At 66.5% G+C, this 21,182-nt stretch carries 16 protein-coding genes and 2 pseudogenes; all 18 read left to right on the forward strand.

Annotation, left to right across the window (positions count from 1 at the left end; genetic code table 11):
* Positions 1 to 124 precede the first annotated feature (124 nt).
* The 18 genes and pseudogenes from RCH10_RS06130 to RCH10_RS06215 all read left to right on the forward strand — a co-directional run bounded on the left by RCH10_RS06130 (position 125) and on the right by RCH10_RS06215 (position 21,139).
* Positions 125 to 1,339, forward strand: a complete 1,215-nt coding sequence (locus tag RCH10_RS06130; protein WP_323500088.1) for an ABC transporter substrate-binding protein — start codon at positions 125 to 127, stop codon at positions 1,337 to 1,339.
* Positions 1,340 to 1,361: 22 nt separating this feature from the next.
* Complete coding sequence (locus tag RCH10_RS06135) at positions 1,362 to 2,234, forward strand: branched-chain amino acid ABC transporter permease (RefSeq protein WP_323494935.1); 873 nt, start codon at positions 1,362 to 1,364, stop codon at positions 2,232 to 2,234.
* Positions 2,231 to 3,277: a branched-chain amino acid ABC transporter permease gene (locus RCH10_RS06140; RefSeq protein ID WP_409051709.1), complete on the forward strand. Its 1,047-nt coding sequence runs from the start codon at positions 2,231 to 2,233 to the stop codon at positions 3,275 to 3,277. The genes RCH10_RS06135 and RCH10_RS06140 overlap by 4 nt, the downstream gene beginning before the upstream one ends.
* Positions 3,270 to 4,070 carry an ABC transporter ATP-binding protein gene (locus RCH10_RS06145; RefSeq protein WP_409051710.1) on the forward strand — a complete coding sequence of 267 codons (801 nt, stop codon included), beginning with the start codon at positions 3,270 to 3,272 and terminating at the stop codon, positions 4,068 to 4,070. Before RCH10_RS06140 ends, RCH10_RS06145 begins: the two co-directional genes overlap by 8 nt.
* A pseudogene (locus tag RCH10_RS06150) lies at positions 4,067 to 4,779 on the forward strand (ABC transporter ATP-binding protein). The gene RCH10_RS06145 and the pseudogene RCH10_RS06150 overlap by 4 nt, the downstream one beginning before the upstream one ends.
* Before the next feature lie 15 nt (positions 4,780 to 4,794).
* Positions 4,795 to 5,748: a tripartite tricarboxylate transporter substrate binding protein gene (locus RCH10_RS06155; RefSeq protein WP_409051711.1), complete on the forward strand. Its 954-nt coding sequence runs from the start codon at positions 4,795 to 4,797 to the stop codon at positions 5,746 to 5,748.
* Positions 5,745 to 7,052 carry a 3-isopropylmalate dehydratase large subunit gene (locus tag RCH10_RS06160; RefSeq protein ID WP_409051712.1) on the forward strand — a complete coding sequence of 436 codons (1,308 nt, stop codon included), beginning with the start codon at positions 5,745 to 5,747 and terminating at the stop codon, positions 7,050 to 7,052. The genes RCH10_RS06155 and RCH10_RS06160 overlap by 4 nt, the downstream gene beginning before the upstream one ends.
* Positions 7,049 to 7,582 carry a 3-isopropylmalate dehydratase gene (locus RCH10_RS06165; RefSeq protein WP_409051713.1) on the forward strand — a complete coding sequence of 178 codons (534 nt, stop codon included), beginning with the start codon at positions 7,049 to 7,051 and terminating at the stop codon, positions 7,580 to 7,582. Before RCH10_RS06160 ends, RCH10_RS06165 begins: the two co-directional genes overlap by 4 nt.
* On the forward strand, positions 7,575 to 9,254 hold the full coding sequence (locus RCH10_RS06170) for a hydantoinase B/oxoprolinase family protein (protein WP_409051714.1): 1,680 nt from the start codon (positions 7,575 to 7,577) through the stop codon (positions 9,252 to 9,254). Before RCH10_RS06165 ends, RCH10_RS06170 begins: the two co-directional genes overlap by 8 nt.
* Positions 9,251 to 11,341, forward strand: a pseudogene (locus RCH10_RS06175) (hydantoinase/oxoprolinase family protein). The gene RCH10_RS06170 and the pseudogene RCH10_RS06175 overlap by 4 nt, the downstream one beginning before the upstream one ends.
* Positions 11,338 to 11,964: a cysteine hydrolase family protein gene (locus tag RCH10_RS06180; RefSeq protein WP_409051715.1), complete on the forward strand. Its 627-nt coding sequence runs from the start codon at positions 11,338 to 11,340 to the stop codon at positions 11,962 to 11,964. The pseudogene RCH10_RS06175 and the gene RCH10_RS06180 overlap by 4 nt, the downstream one beginning before the upstream one ends.
* A complete protein-coding gene (locus tag RCH10_RS06185) occupies positions 11,961 to 13,451 on the forward strand; it encodes an FAD-dependent oxidoreductase (protein WP_409051716.1) in 1,491 nt (496 codons plus the stop codon). The genes RCH10_RS06180 and RCH10_RS06185 overlap by 4 nt, the downstream gene beginning before the upstream one ends.
* A complete protein-coding gene (locus tag RCH10_RS06190; RefSeq protein WP_187054289.1) occupies positions 13,441 to 14,304 on the forward strand; it encodes an oxaloacetate decarboxylase in 864 nt (287 codons plus the stop codon). The genes RCH10_RS06185 and RCH10_RS06190 overlap by 11 nt, the downstream gene beginning before the upstream one ends.
* A gap of 120 nt (positions 14,305 to 14,424) precedes the next feature.
* Positions 14,425 to 15,102 carry a TetR/AcrR family transcriptional regulator gene (locus tag RCH10_RS06195; RefSeq protein WP_323494924.1) on the forward strand — a complete coding sequence of 226 codons (678 nt, stop codon included), beginning with the start codon at positions 14,425 to 14,427 and terminating at the stop codon, positions 15,100 to 15,102.
* A gap of 61 nt (positions 15,103 to 15,163) precedes the next feature.
* On the forward strand, positions 15,164 to 16,960 hold the full coding sequence (locus tag RCH10_RS06200; RefSeq protein WP_409051717.1) for an acyl-CoA dehydrogenase C-terminal domain-containing protein: 1,797 nt from the start codon (positions 15,164 to 15,166) through the stop codon (positions 16,958 to 16,960).
* Complete coding sequence (locus RCH10_RS06205) at positions 16,957 to 17,391, forward strand: DUF2147 domain-containing protein (protein ID WP_323494922.1); 435 nt, start codon at positions 16,957 to 16,959, stop codon at positions 17,389 to 17,391. Before RCH10_RS06200 ends, RCH10_RS06205 begins: the two co-directional genes overlap by 4 nt.
* Positions 17,392 to 17,408: 17 nt before the next feature.
* Entirely contained in the window at positions 17,409 to 19,820 is a 2,412-nt protein-coding gene (locus tag RCH10_RS06210; RefSeq protein WP_409051718.1) for a 3-hydroxyacyl-CoA dehydrogenase/enoyl-CoA hydratase family protein, read from the forward strand.
* A 122-nt stretch (positions 19,821 to 19,942) separates the two neighbouring features.
* The gene (locus RCH10_RS06215) at positions 19,943 to 21,139 is read left to right on the forward strand and encodes an acetyl-CoA C-acyltransferase (RefSeq protein ID WP_409051719.1); all 1,197 of its coding nucleotides are present in this window, start codon (positions 19,943 to 19,945) and stop codon (positions 21,137 to 21,139) included.
* Positions 21,140 to 21,182 lie beyond the last annotated feature (43 nt).

The raw sequence follows: 21,182 nt of genomic DNA on the forward strand, positions 1-21,182 counted from the left end.
ATTGGCGCAAAACTCGGCACGCATGCGTCAATCGTTTCATATCGACATCAACTCGTGTCCGAACTTCGCCTCGCGACGGGTTGTGCAGACCATCCTTAGCCCGATTCACTAGACCGGAACCACCATGCAAAACCGTCGCCGCTTCATCTCGCATTCCGCCGCCGTAGCCTCTGCCGTGGCTTCCACCGTGGCCTTTCCGCTTGTCGCCGGCGCGCAGCCGAAGACGGTGAAGGTCGGCGTGCTGCACCCGGTGACAGGTGCGCTGGCCTATTCGGGCCAGCAATGCCGGCTCGGCGCGCAACTCGCGATCGAAGACATCAACAAGGCCGGCGGCATCAAATCGCTCGGCGGTGCGCAGCTCGAAGCCTTGCTCGGTGATGCGCAGTCGCAGCCGCAGGCCGGCGCGGCCGAGGTCGAGAAGATGAACGAGGCGGGTGTGTCGGCCATCGTCGGCGCCTTCGCGTCGGCCATCTGCCTGGCGACCACCCAGGCCGCGGCCAAGTACAACCTGCCGCACGTGGTGGACGTCGGCGTGGCCGACCAGATCGTCGAGCGAGGCTTGAAGAACACCTTCCGCTTCGGTCCCGGCTACAAGAAGTCGACCGAGGTCGCGATGGCCAACCTGCTGGTGCTCAACCGCGCCGCCGGCAACCCTGCCAAGACGGTGATGATCATTCACGAGGAGTCGCTGTTCGGCTCCGGCACCGCCGCCTTGCTGGCGCGCGAGCTGCCGGGCTACGGCTTCGACGTCAAGGAAGTGGTGAAGCACGCCAACCCCACGCGCGACTTCAACAACATCGTGCTGCGCATGAAGTCGATCAACCCCGACATCGTGATCCCGGCCAACTACTACAACGAATACGCGCTGCTGGTGCGCACGATGCAGCAGCAGAAGGTGCAGCCCAAGGCCATCTTCTCCGTGCTGGGCGGTGCGGCGTCGAGCTACAAGTTCGTGAAGGAATTTCCGGAAGCGGCCAACGGCATCATCGACTGCAATCATTGGTTCAACCCCAAGGACAAGCGCGCGCAAGAGCTGCGCAAACGGGTCGAGGCCAAGGGGCAGTTCTTCAGCTACGAGGTCTTCATGACCTACACCGCGATGGGCCTGCTGGCCGATGCGCTGGAGCGTGCCAAATCGACCGATCGTGCTGCGCTCATCGATGCGCTCGCATCGAGCACCTTCTCCAACCATGTGATGCCGTACGGCCCGACCAAATTCGTCAACGGCCAGAACGAAGGCGCGCAGCCGTTGATGACGCAGGTGGTCAAGAACGACATCAAGGTCATCATTCCGCGCGACTACCGTGAGGTCGAGCCGGTGTTTCCGATGAAGGCCTGATCGCGTTCTTCACTTCAGCCGCATGTTCGATCCCGGGATTCTCTTTTCGTCGACGCTGAACGGCCTGACGACCGGTGCGGTGTACGCACTCATCGCACTCGGCCTGACGCTGATCTACGGCGTCTTGCACATCATCAACTTCGCCCACGGTGCCTGCCTGATGGTGGCGCTGTACGCGGTGTACTTCATGAAAGAGCGGCTGGGCGTCGATCCGTACATGGCGCTGCCGATCGTGATGGCGGGCATGTTCGTCTTCGGCTACGGCCTGCAACGCATCGTGATCAACCGGGCAGGGCACGGCAAGGACGAGAACATCCTGCTGGCCACGCTCGGTATCTCGATCGTGCTGGAGAACCTCGCGTTGCTGTTCTTCAAGTCGGACACGCGCAGCATCGACACGGCCTATTCGTTGAGCACGGTCGCGATCGGGCCGGCGATGATCGCGGTGCCCAAGCTGGTGGCCTTCGCGGGGGCGCTGGTGGCGTCGGCGTTGTTGTTCTGGGTGATCGGCCGTACCGACCTCGGCCGTGCCATCCGCGCCGTCGCCAAGGAGCAGGAGGGCGCCAAGCTCATGGGCATCGATGTCGAGCATGTCTACGCGATGAGCTTCGGCATCGGCCTGGCTTGCCTCGGCGCAGCAGCCTGCTTCCTGCTGCCGGCCTATTACGTGAATCCACAGGTCGGCGGCGGCTTCGTGCTGGTGGCCTTCACCATCGTCGTGCTCGGCGGCATGGGGAGCTTCGTCGGCGCCCTGATCGGCGGCTTTCTGGTGGGCATCGTCGAGTCGCTCGGCGGTCTGTACCTGGGTGAATCGCTCGGGCAGATCGGCATTTTCGCGATCTTCATCGGCGTGGTGCTGTTCCGGCCGCAAGGCATGTTCGGGAGCAAGGCGTGAGTCGGTTCGCCTCGCAGGGGCAGGGCGTTCGGCAGCTGGCCGGCATCGCGCTGTTCGCGGTGGTGGTGGCTTGCCCGCCGCTGGTCACGAGCTCCGGTGCATCGCTCAACTTCGTGATGATGGCGCTCTATGCGACGCTGATCGCGCAGGCGTGGAACATCCTCGGCGGCTTCGGCGGACAGTTCTCCTTCGGTCATGCACTGTTCTTTGGAACCGGTGCCTACATCCAGGCCATCGCCCAGCTGCAGGGCGGCATCAACCCGTGGCTCGCGTTGCCGCTCGCGGTGGCGGGCAGCGCGGCGGTCGGGCTGTTCGTCGGGGGCCTGAGCTTTCGCTACGGGCTCAAGGGCTCTTACTTCGCTCTGGTCACGCTGGCCTTTGCGGAAGTGTTTCGCATCGTCGCGCTCTCGGTGCCTTTCACCGGTGGCGGCGTCGGGCTTATGGTGCCGCTGCGCGAGTCCGTCGCCAACATGCAGTTCGCGACGCGCGCAGGCTCGCTGTGGCTGGTGCTCGGCTTCGTCGTCATGGCGTTGCTGGTGACCTGGTGGCTGCGCAACGGCCGCTTCGGCGCCTACCTGCAAGCGGTGCGCGACAACGAAGACGCGGCGCGTGCGGTCGGCGTCAACCCGTTCCGCGTCAAGCTCGCGGCCATCGGCATCTCGGGCGCGTTCATGGGCGCGGCCGGTGCGTTCTATGTGCAGGTGTTCCAGTACATCGACCCGGCCATCGCCTATGGCTCGGTCACGTCGGTGGAAGCGCTGGTCGCGGCCATCGTCGGCGGCATGGGCACGCTGTGGGGGCCGGTGCTCGGCGCGGTGGTGCTGCATGTGCTGGCCGACCTCACGCGCAACCTGTTCGGCGAGCTGCCGGGCATCAACATGGTGATCTACGGCGTGGTGCTGGTGGCGATCGTGATCTTCCTGCCGCGCGGCATCGCGGGCATCGGGTTGTCGGTGCGGCAGCTGTGGGCGGGTAGCGCTGGCGGTAGATGGGGCGGTAAGTCGGACGACAAAGAGATCGGCGAAGGGAGACGAAATGACTGAGCCGTTGCTCGCCATCGCCGGCCTGTCGCGATCCTTCGGCGGCCTGAAGGCGGTGCAGAACGTCAGCCTGTCGGTGCGCGAAGGCAGTCTCACCGCGTTGATCGGGCCGAATGGTGCCGGCAAGACCACGCTGTTCGCCCTGATGTCCGGCTTTCTCAAGCCCGACAGCGGCACGGTGCATTTCGCCGGCCAGGACATCACCGGCCGCGAGCCGCACCGCAACGCGCTGCTCGGCATGACGCGGACCTTCCAGATCGTGAAGCCTTTCGCTGCGCAGACCGTGCGCGAGAACATCGCCGTGGGTGTGCATCTGCACGAGCGCAGCCGCAGCGCGGCGCTGAGTCGTGCGGAACAGGTGGCGCAGCAGGTCGGTCTGGCGCCGCAGCTCGACAAGCCGGCGTCCGATCTCACGGTGGCCGGGCGCAAGCGGCTTGAACTGGCGCGTGCGCTGGCCACCCGACCCCGGCTGTTGCTGCTCGACGAAGTGCTCGCCGGCCTCAACCCGCAGGAGATCGCCGAGATGATGCCGGTGGTGCGCGGCATCGCCGACAGCGGCGTGACGGTGCTGATGATCGAGCACGTGATGCAGGCCGTGATGCATCTGGCCGAACACGTGTGGGTGCTGGCCCAGGGACAGCTGATCGCGCAGGGCGATCCTGCGGCCGTGACTTCGGACGATCGGGTGGTCGAGGCCTACCTCGGCCATGGCACGGCGGCGCGTTTGCGCAAGGCGGCCGCAGCGGCAGCGGCAGCGGCATCAGCAGCACCGACAGCGACGGGAGCAGGGACATGACGGCGCTGCTGGAGATCTCCGCACTGCGCGGCGGCTACGGTCGCGTCGAGGTGCTGCGCGCGGCGTCGACCTGCAAGTGAACGCCGGTGAGATGGTCGCGCTGCTCGGCAGCAACGGTGCCGGCAAGTCGACCCTCAACAAGGTGGTGTGCGGCCTGGTGCCGGCATGGAGCGGCCAAGTGCGCTTCGACGGTCACGACCTGAGCGGCGCGCACTACCGCGACGTGGTGAAGGCCGGCTTGATCCAGGTGCCCGAAGGCCGCAAGGTGTTCCCCAACCTCAGCGTGCTGGAGAACCTCGAACTCGGCTCGTTCACCCGCGCCCGCGAGCGCCGCGCCGCCAACCTCGAGAAGGTGTTCGGCATCTTTCCGCGGTTGAAGGAACGCATCAAGCAACACGCCGGCACCATGAGCGGCGGCGAGCAGCAGATGCTGGCGATCGGCCGCGGCCTCATGGCCGAGCCGGTGCTGCTGATCCTCGACGAACCCTCGCTCGGCCTGTCGCCCTTGCTGGTCGAAGAGATGTTCGCGCTGATCCGCCGTCTGCGCGACGAAGGGCTGGCCGTGCTGCTGGTCGAGCAGAACGTGGGTCAGTCGCTGGAGATCGCCGACCGCGCCTATGTGCTGGAGAACGGCAGCGTGCGCTTCTCTGGGCTGCCGCAAGAGCTGCTCGGCAGCGACGAACTGCGTCGGGCCTATCTGGGCCTTTAAGAAAGAGACAGCCCCATGAAACGTCGTGACCTTCTCTTGGCTGCTGCCGTGGTGGCTGCCGGCACGGCCCGCGCCCAGATCAGTGGTGCGCCCATTCGCATTCTCGTCGGCGCCCCCGCAGGCGGCTCGACCGACACGCTCGCGCGCTCGCTGGCCGTCAGCATGGGACCGCTGCTGGGCCGCGTGGTGGTGGTCGAGAACAAGCCGGGGGCCGGCGGCAACATCGCGGCCGACGCGGTGGCCAAGTCGCCGCCCGATGGCAACACGCTGCTGATGAGCTTCACCAGCCACGCGATCAACGCGACGCTCTATCCGAGCCTGCCGTTCGACCCGGTCAAGGACTTCACGCCGCTCACCTGCGTCGCGACTTCGCCGTCGATCCTGGTCGCGCATCCGTCAGTGCCGGCCAAAGATGTGCGCGAGCTGATCGCGCTGGCCAAGGCCAAACCCGGCCAGCTCAACTTCGCGATCGGTGCGCTGGGCTCGTCGCTGCACATGGCGGGCGAGGCTTTCAAGATGCAGTCGGGTGTGTTCATCGTGAACATCCCTTACCGCGGCACCGCACCGGCCGTGCAGGACGTGCTGGCCGGCCAGGTGCAGCTGATGTTCGCTGCCATCGGCAACGTGCAGGCGCACATCAAGGCCGGCAAGCTGAAGGCGCTGGGTGTCACCAGCGCCAAGCGGTTGCCCGAGTTTCCCGAAGTTCCCGCGATTGCCGAGGTGCTGCCGGGTTACGAGTCGAGTGCCTGGTTCGGCCTGTTCGGCCCCGGCCGCATGCCGCCCGAGTTGGCCGGCCGTCTCAGCGACGCGGCGCGCAAGGCCATCGTCCAGCCCGAGATGCGCAAGCGCCTCGACGCCGAAGGTGCGACGGCCGTCGGCAATTCGCCCGCGCAGTTCTCGGCCTTCGTCGACAGCGAGATCGCGCGCTGGGCCAAGGTTGTGAAGTTCTCCGGAGCCAAGCCCGAATGACGAGCATTGCACCCACTGCCGCCGCCACCGCCACCAGTACGGCGGCCGGCCAGACGCTGGCCCAGAAACTGATCGCACACGCCTGCGGTCGCGAGCGCGTGGCGGTCGGTGAGATCGTCACCTGCAAGGTCGACATGGCGATGTTCCACGACTCCTCAGGTCCGCGCAGGTTGCAGCCGATGCTGGAAGAACTGGGCGCGCAGATCTGGGACAAGTCGCGCGTCGTATTGGTGATGGACCACTACGTGCCCGAGCGCGACGACGACGCGCGCCGCATCGTGCGCATCGCGCGCGACTGGGCGCGTGAGCAAGACCTGCCGCACGTCTACGACAGCATGGGCATCTGCCACGTCGTGGTGCCGCAGCACGGCCACATCCGCCCCGGCATGCTGTGCGTCGGCGGCGATTCGCACTCGCCGACGGGCGGCGCTTTCGGCGCCTACATGTTCGGTGTCGGCAGCACGGAGATGTTGGGCGTGGTGGTCATGGGCGAGATCTGGCTGCGCGTGCCCGAGACCATCCGCATGTGGTGGGACCACACGCTGCCGCGCGGCGTGACCGCCAAGGACATGATGCTGCACATGCTCGGCCGCTTCGGCATGAACGGCGGCCGCTACCAGGCGGTCGAGTTCGCCGGGCCGGCGGTCGCGGCGTTGTCGATGCAGGAACGGATGACGCTTTCCAACATGAGTGCCGAGCTCGGTGCGCAAGCCGGCCTGATCGCGCCCGACGCGACCACCACCGCGTTCCTTGCAGACGCCGGCGCGCCACCGGTCGACCCGACGCCGTGGTTCACCGACGCAGACGCGGAACTCACACAGCACCGCTTCGATGCCGCGACGCTCGAGCCGCATGTCGCCGCGCCGCACAGCCCGGCCAACTCGCTGGGCGTGAGCCACTACGCGGACACGCCGATCGACGTCGCCTACATCGGCGCCTGCACTGGCGCCAAGCTGGAAGACCTGCGTGCCGCAGCCGAGATATTGCGCGGCCACAAGGTGGCCACGGGCGTTCGGCTGATCGTGGCGCCCGCCAGTCTTCGCGACCAGGAACTGGCGCGCGACGAAGGCGTGCTGCAAGCCTTGATGGACGCTGGCGCCGAACTGTTCCCGACCGCGTGCGGCGCCTGCGCCGGCTACGGCGATCCGATGGGCGACGACATCACGGTGATGTCGACCACCGCCCGCAACTTCAAGGGGCGCATGGGCTCGCCGAGTGCACGGGTCTACCTGGGTTCGCCCTACACAGTGGCCGCTGCGGCCTTGCGTGGCCGAGTCACCGACCCGCGCGAGGTGCTGGCATGACGTTGCAAGCGCTGCAGACACCGCAGACACCGCCATCGCTGCACAAGGTCTGGCGCCTCGGCGCCGACATCGATACCGACCTGCTCGCACCGGGCCATGCGATGAAGCACGGCATCGACATCATCGCGACCTACTGCCTCGAAACCGTGCGCCCCGAGTTCGCACGCGAAGTGCGGCCCGGCGACGTGATCGTGGCCGGACCCAACTTCGGCATCGGCTCTTCGCGCGAACAAGCCGCCGCGGCGCTGGTGCATTTGGGCGTGGCCGCGGTGATCGCGCCTTCTTACAGCGGCTTGTACTTTCGCAATGCGTTCAACGTGGGACTGTTGCTGCTGACCTGCGCCGAAGCCGAGACGTTGAAGGATGACGATCGCATCTCCCTCGACCTGACCGCGCCCGCCGTGATCGACCCCGACGGCACACGCCTCGCCTGCGAAGCCATCCCCGGCTTTCTGGTCGACATGGTGAGAGCCGGCGGCTTGATGAATCAGTTACGCCAGCGTGCTGGCAAGGAACCTCTCGATGCCTGACAACACAACCCTTGCGGCGCCTGCCGTGCTCGACCCCGTCACGCTCGCCGTGCTGCGCGGCCGCCTTGAACAGGTGGCCGACGAGATGGACGCGACGCTCTATCGCAGCACCTTCAATCCGATCATCGCGGAGGCCCACGACGCCTGCCACGGCCTCTACGATGCGACCACCGGCGACACGCTGGTGCAGGGCAAGTCGGGCCTGCCGGTGTTCGTCGGCGCGATGGCTTTCGCGGTGCGCGCCACCGCCAGCGCCGCCGAGCCGCGTGGCGGCATGCAGGACGGCGACATCTGGATCAGCAACGATCCGTACGACGGCGGCACGCACGCCAACGACTTCAAGCTGGTGAAGCCGTTCTTCCGCAGCGGCAAGCTGTACTGCTACATGGCCTCGGCCGCGCACTGGCACGACGTCGGCGGCGCGGTGCCCGGCAACTACAACCCGGCCGCCACCGAATGCTGGCAGGAGGCGGTGCAGATCCCGCCGGTGCGCATCGTGCGTAACGGCGTGCTCGACCCCGACGTGCTCGCCATCCTGCGCGCGAACACGCGCCTGCCCGACAGCCTCTGGGGCGACCTGAACGGCCAGCTCGCCGCGCTGCAGCTCGGCACGCGTCGCCTCGACGGCCTGCTCGACGAATACGGCGACGCCACCGTGCTGCAAGCCATGGGCGAGCTGCGCAGCCGGGCGCTCAAGCTGATGCGCTCGCACATCGCTTCGTTGCCCGACGGCCGCTACAGCTTCGAGGACCTGCTCGACAACGACGGCATCGTGAACGAGCCGCTGACCATCGCGCTCGACATGACGGTGGCGGGCGACCGGCTCACGCTCGACTTCTCGCGCACCTCGCCACAGTGCGCGGGGCCGGTCAACATTTCGCGCGCTACGTCGGTGGCGGCCTGCTACGTCGCGCTCAAGCACCTGTTCCCGGACGTGCCGGCCAACGCCGGCGTGCTCGACGCGGTCGACTTCGTCATGCCCGACAAGCTGGTGATCACCTGCGAGCGGCCGCGTCCGGTCGGCGGCTACACCGAGACCATCCTGCGCATGATCGACGTGATCTTCAGCGCCGCCGCACAGGCCGATCCGCAGCGTGCGGTGGCGCATGCCTACGGCACCATCAACGCGCTGTCGATCGCCGGGCATCGCACCGATGCAGCGCGCAAGGGTCAGCGCTGGGTGCTGTTCAGCTTCTTCGGCGGCGGCCATGGTGGCCACTCGGCAGGCGATGGGCTATCGCACGCCAACGCGCCGATCTCCACCGCCACCATCCCGCCGCTCGAAATCCTCGAGGCGGCGTACCCGGTGCGTTTCACCGAATGGTCGCTGCGACCCGATTCGGGCGGCGAGGGCCAATACCGCGGCGGGCTCGGCGCGGTCTACGAGATCGAACTGCTCGAAAAAGATGCCGAGGTCTATCTGTTCGGCGAGCGCGGCAGCTCGCCGCCCAAGGGCATCGCAGGCGGCGGCAGCGGCGCGCTCAACGTGTTCCGCTACGAGAACGATGGCCAATGGCAAACGCCGCCGATGGTGTCGAAGATGCATGGCATCCGGCTGGCGCAGGGCGAGCGCGTGCGGCTCGAGACACCGGGCGGCGGTGGCTGGGGTTCATTCGCCGAACGCAGTGAAGAAGCGCAGAAGAACGACCACGCAATGGGCTACGTGAAATGACGGAAATCATTAAAGAGAGCACGTCCGGCTCAGCGCACGGTCTGGCGTCCGGACTCGTGGTAGGCGTCGATGTCGGCGGCACCTTCACCGACCTCTTCGTGCTCGACGAAGCGAAGGGCACGGCGCGCATCGTCAAGGTGCCGTCGACCCGCGGCGAAGAAGCGCGCGGCTTCATGAACGGCGTGGCGCGCGTGGCCGATTCGGCCGCGGCCATCGCCACCATCGTGCACGGCACGACCGTCGGCACCAACGCGTTGCTGGAGCGCAAGGTGGCGCGCACCGGCATCATCACGACGCGCGGTTTCCGCGACGTGCTGGAGATGCGCCGCCGCGACCGGCCGCAAACCTGGGGACTGCGCGGCGCCTTCCTGCCGGTGGTCCCGCGCGACCTGCGGCTGGAGGTCGACGAGCGCGTGCTGGCCGACGGCACGCTGCACACGCCGGTCGATCTGGCGCAGGTGCGCCAGCAGACCCGTGCGCTGCTCGAAGCCGGTTGCGAAGCGGTCTGTGTCTTCTTCATCAACACCTACGCCAACCCGGTGAACGAGCAATAGGCGGTGGCCGCCGTGCGCGAACTATGGCCCAACGCGCACGTCACATCGGCGCACGAAGTGTTGCCCGAGATCCGTGAGTTCGAGCGCTGCTCGACCGCCACGCTCAATGCCGCGCTGCAGCCCGTTGTCGGTAGCTACCTCGCGCGACTGGAGTCGGACCTGCGCGCACAAGGCTTCGACGGCGAACTGCTGGTGGTGCAAAGCAACGGCGGCGTCATGTCGCGCCAGACCGCGAGCGACCTGCCGGTGCGCACCGCGCTCTCCGGCCCGGCCGCGGGCGTCATCGCATGCGCCGCCATCGCGCGCGCAGCCGGCTTCCCCGACGCCATCACCGGCGACATGGGCGGCACCTCGTTCGACGTTTCGCTGGTCGCCAACGGCGAAGCGGCGCTGGCCGCGCAGACCGCCATCGAGTTCGGCATGGTGATCCGCTCGCCGATGATCCAGATCGAAACCATCGGTGCGGGTGGTGGTTCGATCGCCTCGGTCGATGCCAGCGGCATGCTGCAGGTCGGTCCCGAATCTGCGGGCAGCGTGCCCGGCCCGGCGTGCTATGGCCGCGGCAACATGCGCCCGACCGTCACCGATGCCAACGTGCTGCTCGGTCGCATCGCTGCCGATCGTCCACTCGGTGGTGGCTTGCTGGCAGCGCTCGATGCAGAGAAGTCGCGCGAAGCGATCGAGCTGCATGTGGCACAGCCGCTCGGGCTCGATGTGTACGCGGCGGCGGAAGCCATCCTCACGGTGGCCAATGCACGCATGGCCGGCGCGATCCGGCTGGTGTCTATCGAGCGCGGCCACGATCCGCGCAAGTTCGCCTACATGCCGTTCGGCGGCGGCGGCGCGCTGCATGTGTGCGCCATGATGCGCGAGGTCGGTGTCTCGACCGGCATCGTGCCGCGCTATCCCGGCGTCACCTCGGCATTGGGTTGCGTGATCGCCGACATGCGGCACGACGCGGTGCAGACCATCAACCGGCCGCTCGCCGATGTCGATGTCGCCGATCTGCGGCAGCGTGTCGCGACGCTCGCGGCATCGTGCCAGGCCCGGCTCGACTCATCGGGCGTCCGCTTCGATGCAGTGCGCGAGGTGGTGGCGCTCGACATGCTCTATGCGGGACAGACCCACACCTTGCCCGTGACCTTGCCCGAGGGCAGCGGGGCGACGTTGACGCGCGAGTCGATTCGCAGCGCCTTCGAGGCTGCGTACGCCGTCGCCTTCGGTCGCGTGCTCAATGGCATCCCGATCCGCGTCATGAACCTGCGCTACGCGCGCATCGGCGTGCGGCCCAAGTTCGACCTGGCGGTGCTGGCGCCGGAAGGCACGGGCAGCACCGCGCCGCTCGGAACGCAGCGCGTGTTTCATCAGAGCCGATGGCACGACGCGACGCGCTACGCACGGCTGGACTTGCCGGTCGGCGCGCGCATCGACGGGCCGGCGATCCTGGAGCAGGCCGACACCACCGTGTGGCTCGAGCCCGGTTTTCACGCCGAGGTCGATGCCTTCGGCAACCTGCTGGTGCGGCTGTCATGAGCGGGGACGCTAAAGGCATTGAGGCGGTCGTCCCATCGCAGACCGCGCTGGTCATCATCGACCTGCAGAACGACTTCCTCGATGCAAAGGGCGCCTACGCACGCGGCGGCGACACCAACCCGCCGGCGTTGCTTTTGCCCGAGCGGGTCGCTGCAGTCGCACGCGCGCTGAAGGCTGCGGGAGGGCTCGTCGTCGCCAGCCAGTTCACGCTGTGGCCCGATGCTTCGGGTGCGCCGATGATCTCGCCGCACCTGATGGCGCTGCGCCCGTACCTGAAGCAGGGCGACTTCGCGCCCGGCAGCTGGGGCCAGGCCAACGTCGATGCGTTGGGCGGGCTGATCGATGTGACCGTGAGCAAGGTCGCCTACTCGGCCTTCTTCAACACGCAGCTCGACTGGGTGCTGCGGCGCGCCGGCATCGACACGGTGGCGGTCTGCGGCATCGTCACCAACGGCGGCGTGGCCAGCACGGTGCGCGACGCTCACATGCGCGACTACCGCACCCTGGTGCTGGGCGATGGCTGCGCCGCTTTCGGCGACGAGCGACATCAAATATCGCTGGCCGACATGCGCAACGTGGCGGAGGTCACTGACTGCGCGGGCTTCGTGGGCGCGTTGGCATGACCGCGACGGAATCGACCTTTGCCTTGAAGCGCGAGATACGCCGCGCCAACCGAATCGATGCAGAGGTGCAAACCTCGGTCGCCATCGTCGGCGCCGGCGCTTGCGGCCTCACCGCGGCGCTGATGCTGCACGACGCCGGCATCGACTGCGTGGTACTCGAACGCGACGCAGTGCCGAGCGGCTCGACCGCGCTGTCGTCGGGCTTCATCCCCGCGCCGGACACGCGCGCGCAACGGGCGCAAAGCATCGTCGACGACAGCGCCGATCGCTTTGCCGCCGACATCCAGGCCAAGGCGCATGGCGATGCGGCCCCTGCGCTGGTGCAGGCGTACGCGCAAGCGATCGGCCCCGCGCTCGACGCGCTGCAAGAGCGGCACGGATTCGACTGGATCGTGCTCGATGGCTTTCTCTATCCGGGCCACAGCCGGCACCGCATGCACGCGCTGCCGCAGAAGACCGGCGCGGCGTTGATGGCGCGGTTGCAGGCCGCGGTGGAAGCGGCGGGCATTCCGGTGCTGACGCAGGCGCTGGTCGACACGCTGTGGCTCGATGAGGAAGACCGCGTCATCGGCGTCGGCTACCGGCGCCCCGATGGCCGTGAAGAACGACTGGCGTGCGATGTGCTGCTGCTGGCCTGCAACGGCTTTGGCGGCAATGCGGAGATGGTGCGCATGCTGCTGCCCGAGATGGCGGATGCGACCTTCGGTGGTCATGCCGGCAACGACGGCAGCGCCGTTCTTTGGGGCGAAGCGTTGGGTGCCCGGTCGCGTGACCTCGGCGGCTACCAGGGTCACGGCTCCTGGGTGACGCCGCAAGGCGCGCTGATGACCTGGGCCGTGATGATGGAAGGCGGCATCCAGGTGAACCGCGAAGGCCGGCGCTTTCACGACGAAACGCGGGGCTACTCCGAGGCCGCGGTGCAGGTGCTGGCGCAGCCGGATGGCATCGCCTGGAACGTGTTCGACGCGCCGCTGCTCGCGCTGGCGCGGGGCTTTCCGGACTTCTGCGAAGCGGAGGCAGCGGGTGCGTTGCGCCGCTGCGAATCCGTGGCGCAACTGGCCGCGTGCATCGGTTGCGACGAGGTCGTTTTGCAAGCCACGCTTGATGTCATGGGCATGGGCATGGGCATGGGCATGGGCATGGACAGGGGGCACGCGTCAGCGCAGCCCGATGGCCGCAGCTTTTCGCGCGCGCTCGTGGCGCCGTACTTCGCGGTGAAGGTCACGGGTGCGCTGTTCCATACGCAGGGCGGGCTCGATGTCGCACCCGACATGCGCGTGCTGCGGCAAGACGGCAGCGTGCTGCCCAACCTGCTGGCCGCCGGGGGGGCAGCGGGCGGTGTGTCGGGCAATGCGGTGTGGGGCTATCTCTCCGGCAACGGCTTGCTGAGCGCGGTGGCGGGTGGCTACCTTGCCGCAGCGACTGCAGCGACTGCAACCACGGCGGCCAAGCTCATCGGCAACCCGAAGGAATCGAATGGCGAATGAAACATTGAAGACCCGGCTGGCGCGCAACGACATCGTGCTCGCGCCCGGCGTCTACGACGCCCTCAGCGCGCTGGTGGCGGAGCAGGCAGGCTTCGAGGCGCTGTATCTTTCGGGCGCCTCGATCGCCTACACGCGGCTCGGGCGCTCCGACATCGGCCTCACCACTTTCACTGAAGTCGAGGACACGCTCTCGCGCATCACCGAGCGGGTGCGTTTGCCGGTCATCGTCGATGCCGACACCGGCTTCGGCAACGCGCTCAACACCCAGCGCACGGTGCGCGGCTTCGAGCGCGCGGGCGCCGCGATGGTCCAGATCGAAGACCAGACCTTTCCCAAGCGCTGCGGCCACCTCGACGGCAAGACCGTGGTGCCGGTGCGCGAGATGGTCGGCAAGCTGCAGGCGGCACTCGACGCGCGCACTTCCGCAGACACGCTGATCCTCGCGCGCACCGATGCTGCGGCCGTCGAAGGATTAGACGCGGCGCTCGACCGCGCCGAGGCCTATCTGGCGACCGGCGTGGACGCGCTGTTCATCGAGGCGCTGCGCTCGCCCGAGCAGATGGACGCGGCCTGCAGCCGCTTCGCGCATCGCGTGCCGCTGCTGGCGAACATGGTCGAAGGCGGCAAGACGCCGATTCACGACGCCGATGCATTGCAGGCGCACGGCTTTCGTATCGCGATCTTTCCGGGCGGCACCGCGCGCGCCGTCGTGCATACGCTGCAGGGCTACTACGGCAGCCTGCAGGCCCATCGCACCACGCAGCCGTGGCGCGATCGCATGCTGGATTTCGACGGGCTGAACGAAGTTATCGGCACGCCGGAGCTGATTCGGAACGGACAGAAGTACGAATGACGCTCGACTGAGCGTCCCCGCACAGGCTTCTGATTAACCTTTCGTGACCGTCGGACTTTGGTCGGCGTGGAGTCAATGCGTGCAAAATAGAACGACCGTTCGTTTTATTTTGCACCACCCATGTCCCTCGATGCCGTTCCCGCCAAAAACGCCCGCGCGGCCCAGAAGGGGCAGCAGACCAAGGCCGTGATCGTCGACGCCGCGCTCAACCTGGCGCAGCAGATCGGCCTGGAAGGCCTGTCGATCGGCGCCGTGGCCGAGATCACGAAGATGAGCAAGTCGGGCGTGTTCGCCCATTTCGGCTCGCGTGAGGAACTGCAGATTTCGGTGGTGCGCGAGTACCACGCGCGTTTCGAGCAGGAAGTGTTCTACGCCGCGCTTTCCGTTGCCCGCGGGCTGCCGCGGCTGCGTGCCATGTTCGACAACTGGATGAAGCGCACGTCGGAAGAAATCGACTCCGGCTGCATCTACATCAGCGGCGCGACCGAGTTCGACGACCGCCCCGGCCCCGTGCGCGATGCGCTGGTCGAGTCGGTCAGCATCTGGCAGGCCGCGGTGCTGCGCGCCATCGTGCAGTCACAGGACGAAGCGCACCTGGCAGCCGACGCCGATGCGCGGCAGATCGCTTTCGAAATCCACGGCCTGATCCTCGCCCTCCACTACGAAGCGCGCTTTCTGCGCGTGCCCGGCTCGATCGAGCGGGCCCGTCGCGGCTTCGACAACCTGCTCGAGCGCTGTGCGACGCCGGCAGCACCGCGCCCGGCTGCCGCCAAACCGCCGCTCAAGCGCGTGCGCTGAGTCGCCCCGTCTTTTCGCTTTCTTTTTTCTTCTCTTCGAACTGCCCAGGAGCATTTTCCCCATGCCGATCTACAACCCGCCGCTGCGTGACATGCAATTCGTGCTGCATGAAGTCTTTCACGTTGCCGACGAGCTCAAGGCCTTGCCGGCCCATGCCGACACCGACGCCGACACCATCAACGCCGTGATCGAAGAGGCCGGCAAGTTCGCGTCCGAAGTCATCTTCCCGCTCAATATCACCGGCGACCAGGAGGGTTGCGTGCTCGACCGGACGACGCATGAAGTGACCACGCCCAAGGGCTTCAAGGAGGCGTACGCCAAGTACGTCGAAGGCGGCTGGCCGGCGCTGTCGTGCGACCCGGCATTCGGCGGTCAGGGTCTGCCTTTCGTGGTGAGCCAGTGCACTTTCGAAATGATGAACAGCGCCAACCAGGCGTGGACGATGTACCCGGGCCTCTCGCACGGCGCGTACGAGGCATTGGTCGCGCACGGCACCGAAGAGCAAAAGAAGACCTACCTGCCCAAGCTCACCAGCGGCGAGTGGACCGGCACCATGTGCCTGACCGAACCGCAGTGCGGCACCGACCTCGGCATGCTGCGCACCAGGGCCGAGCCGCAGGTGGATGGCACCTACAAGCTCACCGGCAACAAGATCTTCATCTCCGCCGGCGAGCACGACATGGCGCCCAACATCATTCACCTGGTGCTCGCGCGACTGCCGGATGCGCCGAAGGGCAGCAAGGGCATCAGCCTGTTCGCGGTGCCCAAGTACCACGTCAACGCCGACGGTTCTCTCGGCGAGCGCAACCCGATCTATTGCGGCGGGCTCGAACACAAGATGGGAATTCATGGCAACGCGACCGCGCAGATCGTGATCGACGGCGCCATCGGCTCGCTGGTGGGGCAGCCGCACAAGGGGCTCGCTGCCATGTTCGTGATGATGAACGCGGCGCGGCTCGGCGTCGGCAATCAGTCGCTCGGCCTGACCGAAGTGGCATATCAGAACGCTTTGGCCTATGCCAAGGACCGCGTCCAGATGCGCTCGCTGACCGGCCCGAAGGCAAAGGACAAGGAAGCCGACCCGATCATCGTGCACCCCGACGTGCGCAAGATGCTTCTGACCGCCAAGGCCTACGCAGAAGGCGGTCGCGCGCTGCAGATCTTCTGCACCCTGCTGCTCGACAAGGAACACGACCATCCGGATGAGAAGGTGCGCAAGGACTCGGGCGAACTGGTCGCGTTGCTCACGCCCATCGTCAAGGCCTTCATCACCGACAACGGCCACATCGCGACCCACGCGTGCATGCAGGTGTTTGGTGGCCATGGCTTCATCACGGAGTGGGGCATGGAGCAGTTCACGCGCGACAACCGCATCAACATGATCTATGAAGGCACCAACACGATCCAGTCGCTGGATCTGCTGGGCCGCAAGATCCTTGGCAACAACGGCGCATCGCTCAAGAAGTTCGGCAAGCTGGTCGGTGCGCTGGTAGCCGAAGAAGGCGTGAACGAGAAGATGAGCGAGTTCATCACCCCGGTTGCGGTGCTGGGAGATCAACTCACCAAGTTCACGACGGAGATCGGCTTCAAGGGATTCCAGAACCCCGACGAAGTGGGTGCGGCTGCGGTCGACTACTTGCGCGTGGCCGGTCACTTCGTGTTTGGTTATCTGTTCGCGCGCATGGCGCAGGTCGCGTTGCGCGAGATCGCCGCTGGCAACACCGACCCGTTCTATGTCGCCAAGCTGCAGACGGCGCGCTTCTACTTCGCGAAGCTGTTCCCCGAGACCGCGACGCTGATGCGCACCGCGCGGGCCGGCAGCAAGGTGCTGATGGACACGGACGCGGCGCTGGCATGAAGACCGCGCTCGTCACCCTTGCGCTGCTCGCTGGCGCCAGCGCCGCGCTGGCACAAAGCTCACCTGTCGGCCTCTGGCGCAACGTCGACGACAAGACCGGCGAAGTCCACGCCGAGATCCGCATCGTCGAGACGCGAGGCGCACTCGACGGCCGCATCGAGAAGACGCTCAAGAAGGACGCGGCCGCCGATTCGGTGTGCGACGAATGCACCGATGAGCGCAAGGGCAAGCCCATCGTCGGGCTCGACATCATCCGCGGCGGCAAGAAGGTCGAAGGCAAGGACGTCTGGGAAGGCGGCAAGATCCTCGACCCTGAAAACGGCAAGGAATACCGCGCTGCCTTCACGCCGATCGATGGCGGCAGGAAGCTGGAAGTGCGCGGCTACCTCGGCCCCTTCTGGCGCACGCAAACATGGGTGAGAGCCCAGTGACCCACGCCGAACAAATCATGTCCACATTCAATGTAAAAAAAGTCGCCGTGCTCGGTGCCGGCGTCATGGGCGCGCAGATCGCGGCGCACCTCGTCAACGTGCGCGTGCCGGTCGTGCTGTTCGACCTCGCCGCGAAAGAAGGGTCTAAGAACGGCATCGTCACGCGCGCCATCGACAACCTGAAGAAGCTCAAGCCGGCCCCGCTTGGCGACGTGGCCGATGCGGCGTTGATCGAAATCGCCAACTACGAAGACGACCTGGCCAAGCTTGGCGAATGCGACCTGGTGATCGAAGCGATCGCCGAGCGCATGGACTGGAAGCTCGACCTGTACAAGAAGATCGCGCCGCACGTCGCCAAGCACGCGATCCTGGCGTCGAACACCTCGGGCCTCTCGATCACCAAGTTGAGCGAGGCGTTGCCCGAACAATTGAAGCCACGCTTCTGCGGGATTCACTTCTTCAACCCGCCGCGCTACATGTTCCTGGTCGAGCTGATCAACACGCCGACCACGCAGCCCGTGGTGCTCGATCAGCTTGAAACTTTCGTCACCAGTACGCTCGGCAAGGGCGTGGTGCGGGCGCACGACACGCCCAACTTCATCGCGAATCGCGTTGGCATCGCCGGGATGCTGGCGACGTTGAAGGAAGTCGAGAAGTTCGGCCTCACGCCGGACATCGTCGACGACCTGACGGGCAAGAAGTTGGGCCGCGCGAGCTCAGGTACCTTCCGCACGGCCGACGTGGTGGGCCTCGACACGTTGGCGCACGTGGTCAAGACCTTGCAGGACAACCTGAACGCCGAGAGCGATCCGTTCTATGCCAACTTCACGACGCCGCCGGTGCTCGCCAAGTTGCTGGATTTGGGCAACCTGGGGCAAAAGACCAAAGCGGGTTTCTTCAAGAAAGTCGGTCGCGACATCCTGCGCTTCGACCTGAAGGCCAATGAAGGCCAGGGTGGTTACGTGCCTTCCGGCGAGAAGGCGGACGAGGTCTACGGCCGCATGTTGAAACGCCCGCCAGCAGAGCGGCTGAAGCTGCTGCGCGAAAGCGAGGGCCCGCAAGGCCAGTTCCTGTGGGCGATCCTGCGCGACAGCTTTCACTACGCCGCGGTGCATCTGGCGACCATCGCCGAGAGCGCGCGCGATGTCGACTTCGCGATGCGATGGGGCTTCGGCATGAAGCAGGGTCCGTTCGAGCTGTGGCAAGAGGCGGGATGGCTGCAAGTCGCCAAGTGGATTCAGGAAGACATCGATGCCGGCAAGGCGCTGAGCACGGTGGCGCTGCCGAAGTGGGTGTTCGAAGGTGCCGTTGCCAAGGCCGGCGGCGTGCACACACCCGAAGGTTCGTGGAGCGCGTCGCAAGGTCAGTTCGTGCCGCAACGCAAGCTGCCGGTGCATGCGCGCCAGCTGTTCCCCGAGAGTGTGCTGGGTTCGAACGCGGTGGACGCCAACCAGGCCGGCACCACGATCAGCGACGAAGGCGATGTCCGCGTGTGGACGCTCGATGGCGACGTGCTCATCGCCAGCATTCATTCGAAGATGCATGCGATCAGCCCCGACGTGGCCGAGGCGCTGGGCGCTGCGGTCGAGCTGGCCGAAGCCGAATACAAGGGCCTGGTGATCTGGTCGCCCGACGAGATGTTCTCGGTCGGCGCCGATCTGCAGGCGATGCTGCCGGCCTTCGTGGTCGCCGGCATCGGCGCGGTCGAAGGGGCAGAGGCCGAGTTGCAAAACGTCATGCTGAAGATCCGCTATGCGAGCGTGCCGGTGGTCTCGGCCGTTCGCGGCCTGGCTCTGGGCGGCGGTTGCGAGCTGGCGGTGTATTCGGCAAAGCGTGTCGTCGCGATGGAAAGCTACATCGGCCTGGTCGAGGTCGGCGTAGGCCTCATCCCCGGTGCCGGTGGCCTGACGTACATCGCGCGCCGTGCGGCCGAGAACGCCGAAGCATCGACTGGCAGCGACCTGCTGCCGTTCCTGACCGAAGGCTTCACGGCCGCCGCGATGGCCAAGGTCGGCACCGGCGCGCTCGATTCGAAGAAGCTCGGCTACCTGCTCGACAGCGACGTGATCGTGCCGAACAAGGACGAGCTTCTCTACGTCGCGCTGCAGCAGACGAAGGCGATGGCCGATGCCGGCTACCGCGCGCCGTTGCGCCGCACATTCCGCGTGGCCGGCCGAAGCGGCGCTGCGACGATCAAGGGGCAGCTGGTCAACATGCGCGACGGCGGGTTCATCAGCGCGCACGACTTCCATATCGCCAGCCTGATCGCCGGCGTGGTCACGGGCGGCGACATCGATGCCGGCTCACTGGTGACCGAGGCGTATCTGATGACGCTGGAACGCAAGGCCTTCTGCTCGCTGATCGTCCATCCGAAGACGCAGGAACGGATCATGGGGATGCTGAGCACCGGGAAGCCGGTGCGGAACTGAGCAAGAGAGCATGACCGCGCGCACGTCCTTGTCGAATCCCCTCTCCCGCAAGCGGGAGAGGGAACAAATCTGATGCCTCTCCCGCTTGCGGGAGAGGGGACCCATACAAAGGAATCAACGCCATGAAACAACTCCAGGACGCCTACATCGTCTCCGCCACGCGCACGCCCATCGGCAAATCGCACCGTGGTTTCTTCCGCAACTACCGCCCCGACGACCTGCTCGCGACCACCTTGCGCGCCGCACTCGCGCAGGTGCCGCGGCTCGACCCTAAGGCCATCGAAGACATCATCTGCGGTTGTGCCATTCCGGAGTCGCAGCAAGGCTTGAACATCGCGCGCATCGGCGCGGTATTGGCAGGGTTGCCGAACAGCATCGGCGGCATCACGGTGAATCGTTTTTGCGCGTCGGGCCTCTCTGCGGTGCAGATGGCGGCCGACCGCATTCGCGTGGGCGAGGCCGACGTGATGATCGCGGCCGGCGTCGAGAGCATGAGCATGGTGCCGATGATGGGCAACGCACCGTCGCTGTCGCCATCGATCTTCGAACGCGAGGGCGACGTCGGCATCGCCTACGGCATGGGCCTGACGGCAGAGAAGGTCGCGCAGCAATGGAAGGTGAGCCGCGACGCGCAGGATGCGTTCGCGCTCGCATCGCACCAGAAGGCACTGGCCGCGCAGAAGGCCGAGGAGTTCGCCGACGAGATCACGCCGATCGAAGTGACCGACCGTGCGCCCGATCTGGAAACCGGCAAGTCGATCGCGAAGAGCCGCATCGTCAGCCTCGACGAAGGCGCGCGCCCTGACACGTCGATCGAAGGCCTGGCCAAGCTGCGCACCGTGTTCGCCGCCCGCGGCACGGTCACGGCCGGCAACAGCTCACAGACCTCCGACGGCGCCGGCGCGCTCATCCTCGCCAGCGAAAAAGCCTGCAAGCAATATGACCTGACGCCGCTCGCGCGCTTCGTCAGCTTCGCCAGCAAGGGCGTGCCACCGCACATCATGGGCATCGGACCGATCGAGGCGATCCCAGCTGCATTGCGATATGCCGGACTGAAGCACGAAGACATCGACTGGTTCGAGCTGAACGAAGCCTTCGCGGCGCAATCGCTGGCGGTCATCAACACGCTCGGACTCGACCCGAGCAAGGTGAATCCGATGGGCGGCGCGATCGCGCTCGGTCATCCGCTGGGCGCGACGGGCGCTATCCGTTCGGCGACAGTCGTTCATGCGCTACGGCGCAAGAATCTGAAATACGGCATGGTCACGATGTGCGTGGGCATGGGGCAGGGCGCTGCAGGAATTTTCGAAAGAGTCTGAGCCTCGAGGCCATCGGCCACATCGGAAAACGACGGCGCTGCAA

It is taken from the genome of Variovorax sp. GrIS 2.14 (assembly GCF_046115955.1).
In the GTDB taxonomy this organism is placed as follows: domain Bacteria; phylum Pseudomonadota; class Gammaproteobacteria; order Burkholderiales; family Burkholderiaceae_C; genus Variovorax.

Bases quoted from the DNA above. Each gene is read 5' to 3' on its own strand.
- RCH10_RS06205 (WP_323494922.1), top strand. From the start codon at position 16,957: ATGAAGACCGCGCTCGTCACCCTTGCGCTGCTCGCTGGCGCCAGCGCC.
- RCH10_RS06210 (WP_409051718.1), top strand. From the start codon at position 17,409: ATGTCCACATTCAATGTAAAAAAAGTCGCCGTGCTCGGTGCCGGCGTC.
- RCH10_RS06170 (WP_409051714.1), top strand. From the start codon at position 7,575: ATGCCTGACAACACAACCCTTGCGGCGCCTGCCGTGCTCGACCCCGTC.
- RCH10_RS06215 (WP_409051719.1), top strand. From the start codon at position 19,943: ATGAAACAACTCCAGGACGCCTACATCGTCTCCGCCACGCGCACGCCC.
- RCH10_RS06145 (WP_409051710.1), top strand. From the start codon at position 3,270: ATGACTGAGCCGTTGCTCGCCATCGCCGGCCTGTCGCGATCCTTCGGC.
- RCH10_RS06165 (WP_409051713.1), top strand. From the start codon at position 7,049: ATGACGTTGCAAGCGCTGCAGACACCGCAGACACCGCCATCGCTGCAC.
- RCH10_RS06135 (WP_323494935.1), top strand. From the start codon at position 1,362: ATGTTCGATCCCGGGATTCTCTTTTCGTCGACGCTGAACGGCCTGACG.
- RCH10_RS06160 (WP_409051712.1), top strand. From the start codon at position 5,745: ATGACGAGCATTGCACCCACTGCCGCCGCCACCGCCACCAGTACGGCG.
- RCH10_RS06190 (WP_187054289.1), top strand. From the start codon at position 13,441: ATGGCGAATGAAACATTGAAGACCCGGCTGGCGCGCAACGACATCGTG.
- RCH10_RS06185 (WP_409051716.1), top strand. From the start codon at position 11,961: ATGACCGCGACGGAATCGACCTTTGCCTTGAAGCGCGAGATACGCCGC.
- RCH10_RS06155 (WP_409051711.1), top strand. From the start codon at position 4,795: ATGAAACGTCGTGACCTTCTCTTGGCTGCTGCCGTGGTGGCTGCCGGC.
- RCH10_RS06130 (WP_323500088.1), top strand. From the start codon at position 125: ATGCAAAACCGTCGCCGCTTCATCTCGCATTCCGCCGCCGTAGCCTCT.
- RCH10_RS06195 (WP_323494924.1), top strand. From the start codon at position 14,425: ATGTCCCTCGATGCCGTTCCCGCCAAAAACGCCCGCGCGGCCCAGAAG.
- RCH10_RS06200 (WP_409051717.1), top strand. From the start codon at position 15,164: ATGCCGATCTACAACCCGCCGCTGCGTGACATGCAATTCGTGCTGCAT.
- RCH10_RS06180 (WP_409051715.1), top strand. From the start codon at position 11,338: ATGAGCGGGGACGCTAAAGGCATTGAGGCGGTCGTCCCATCGCAGACC.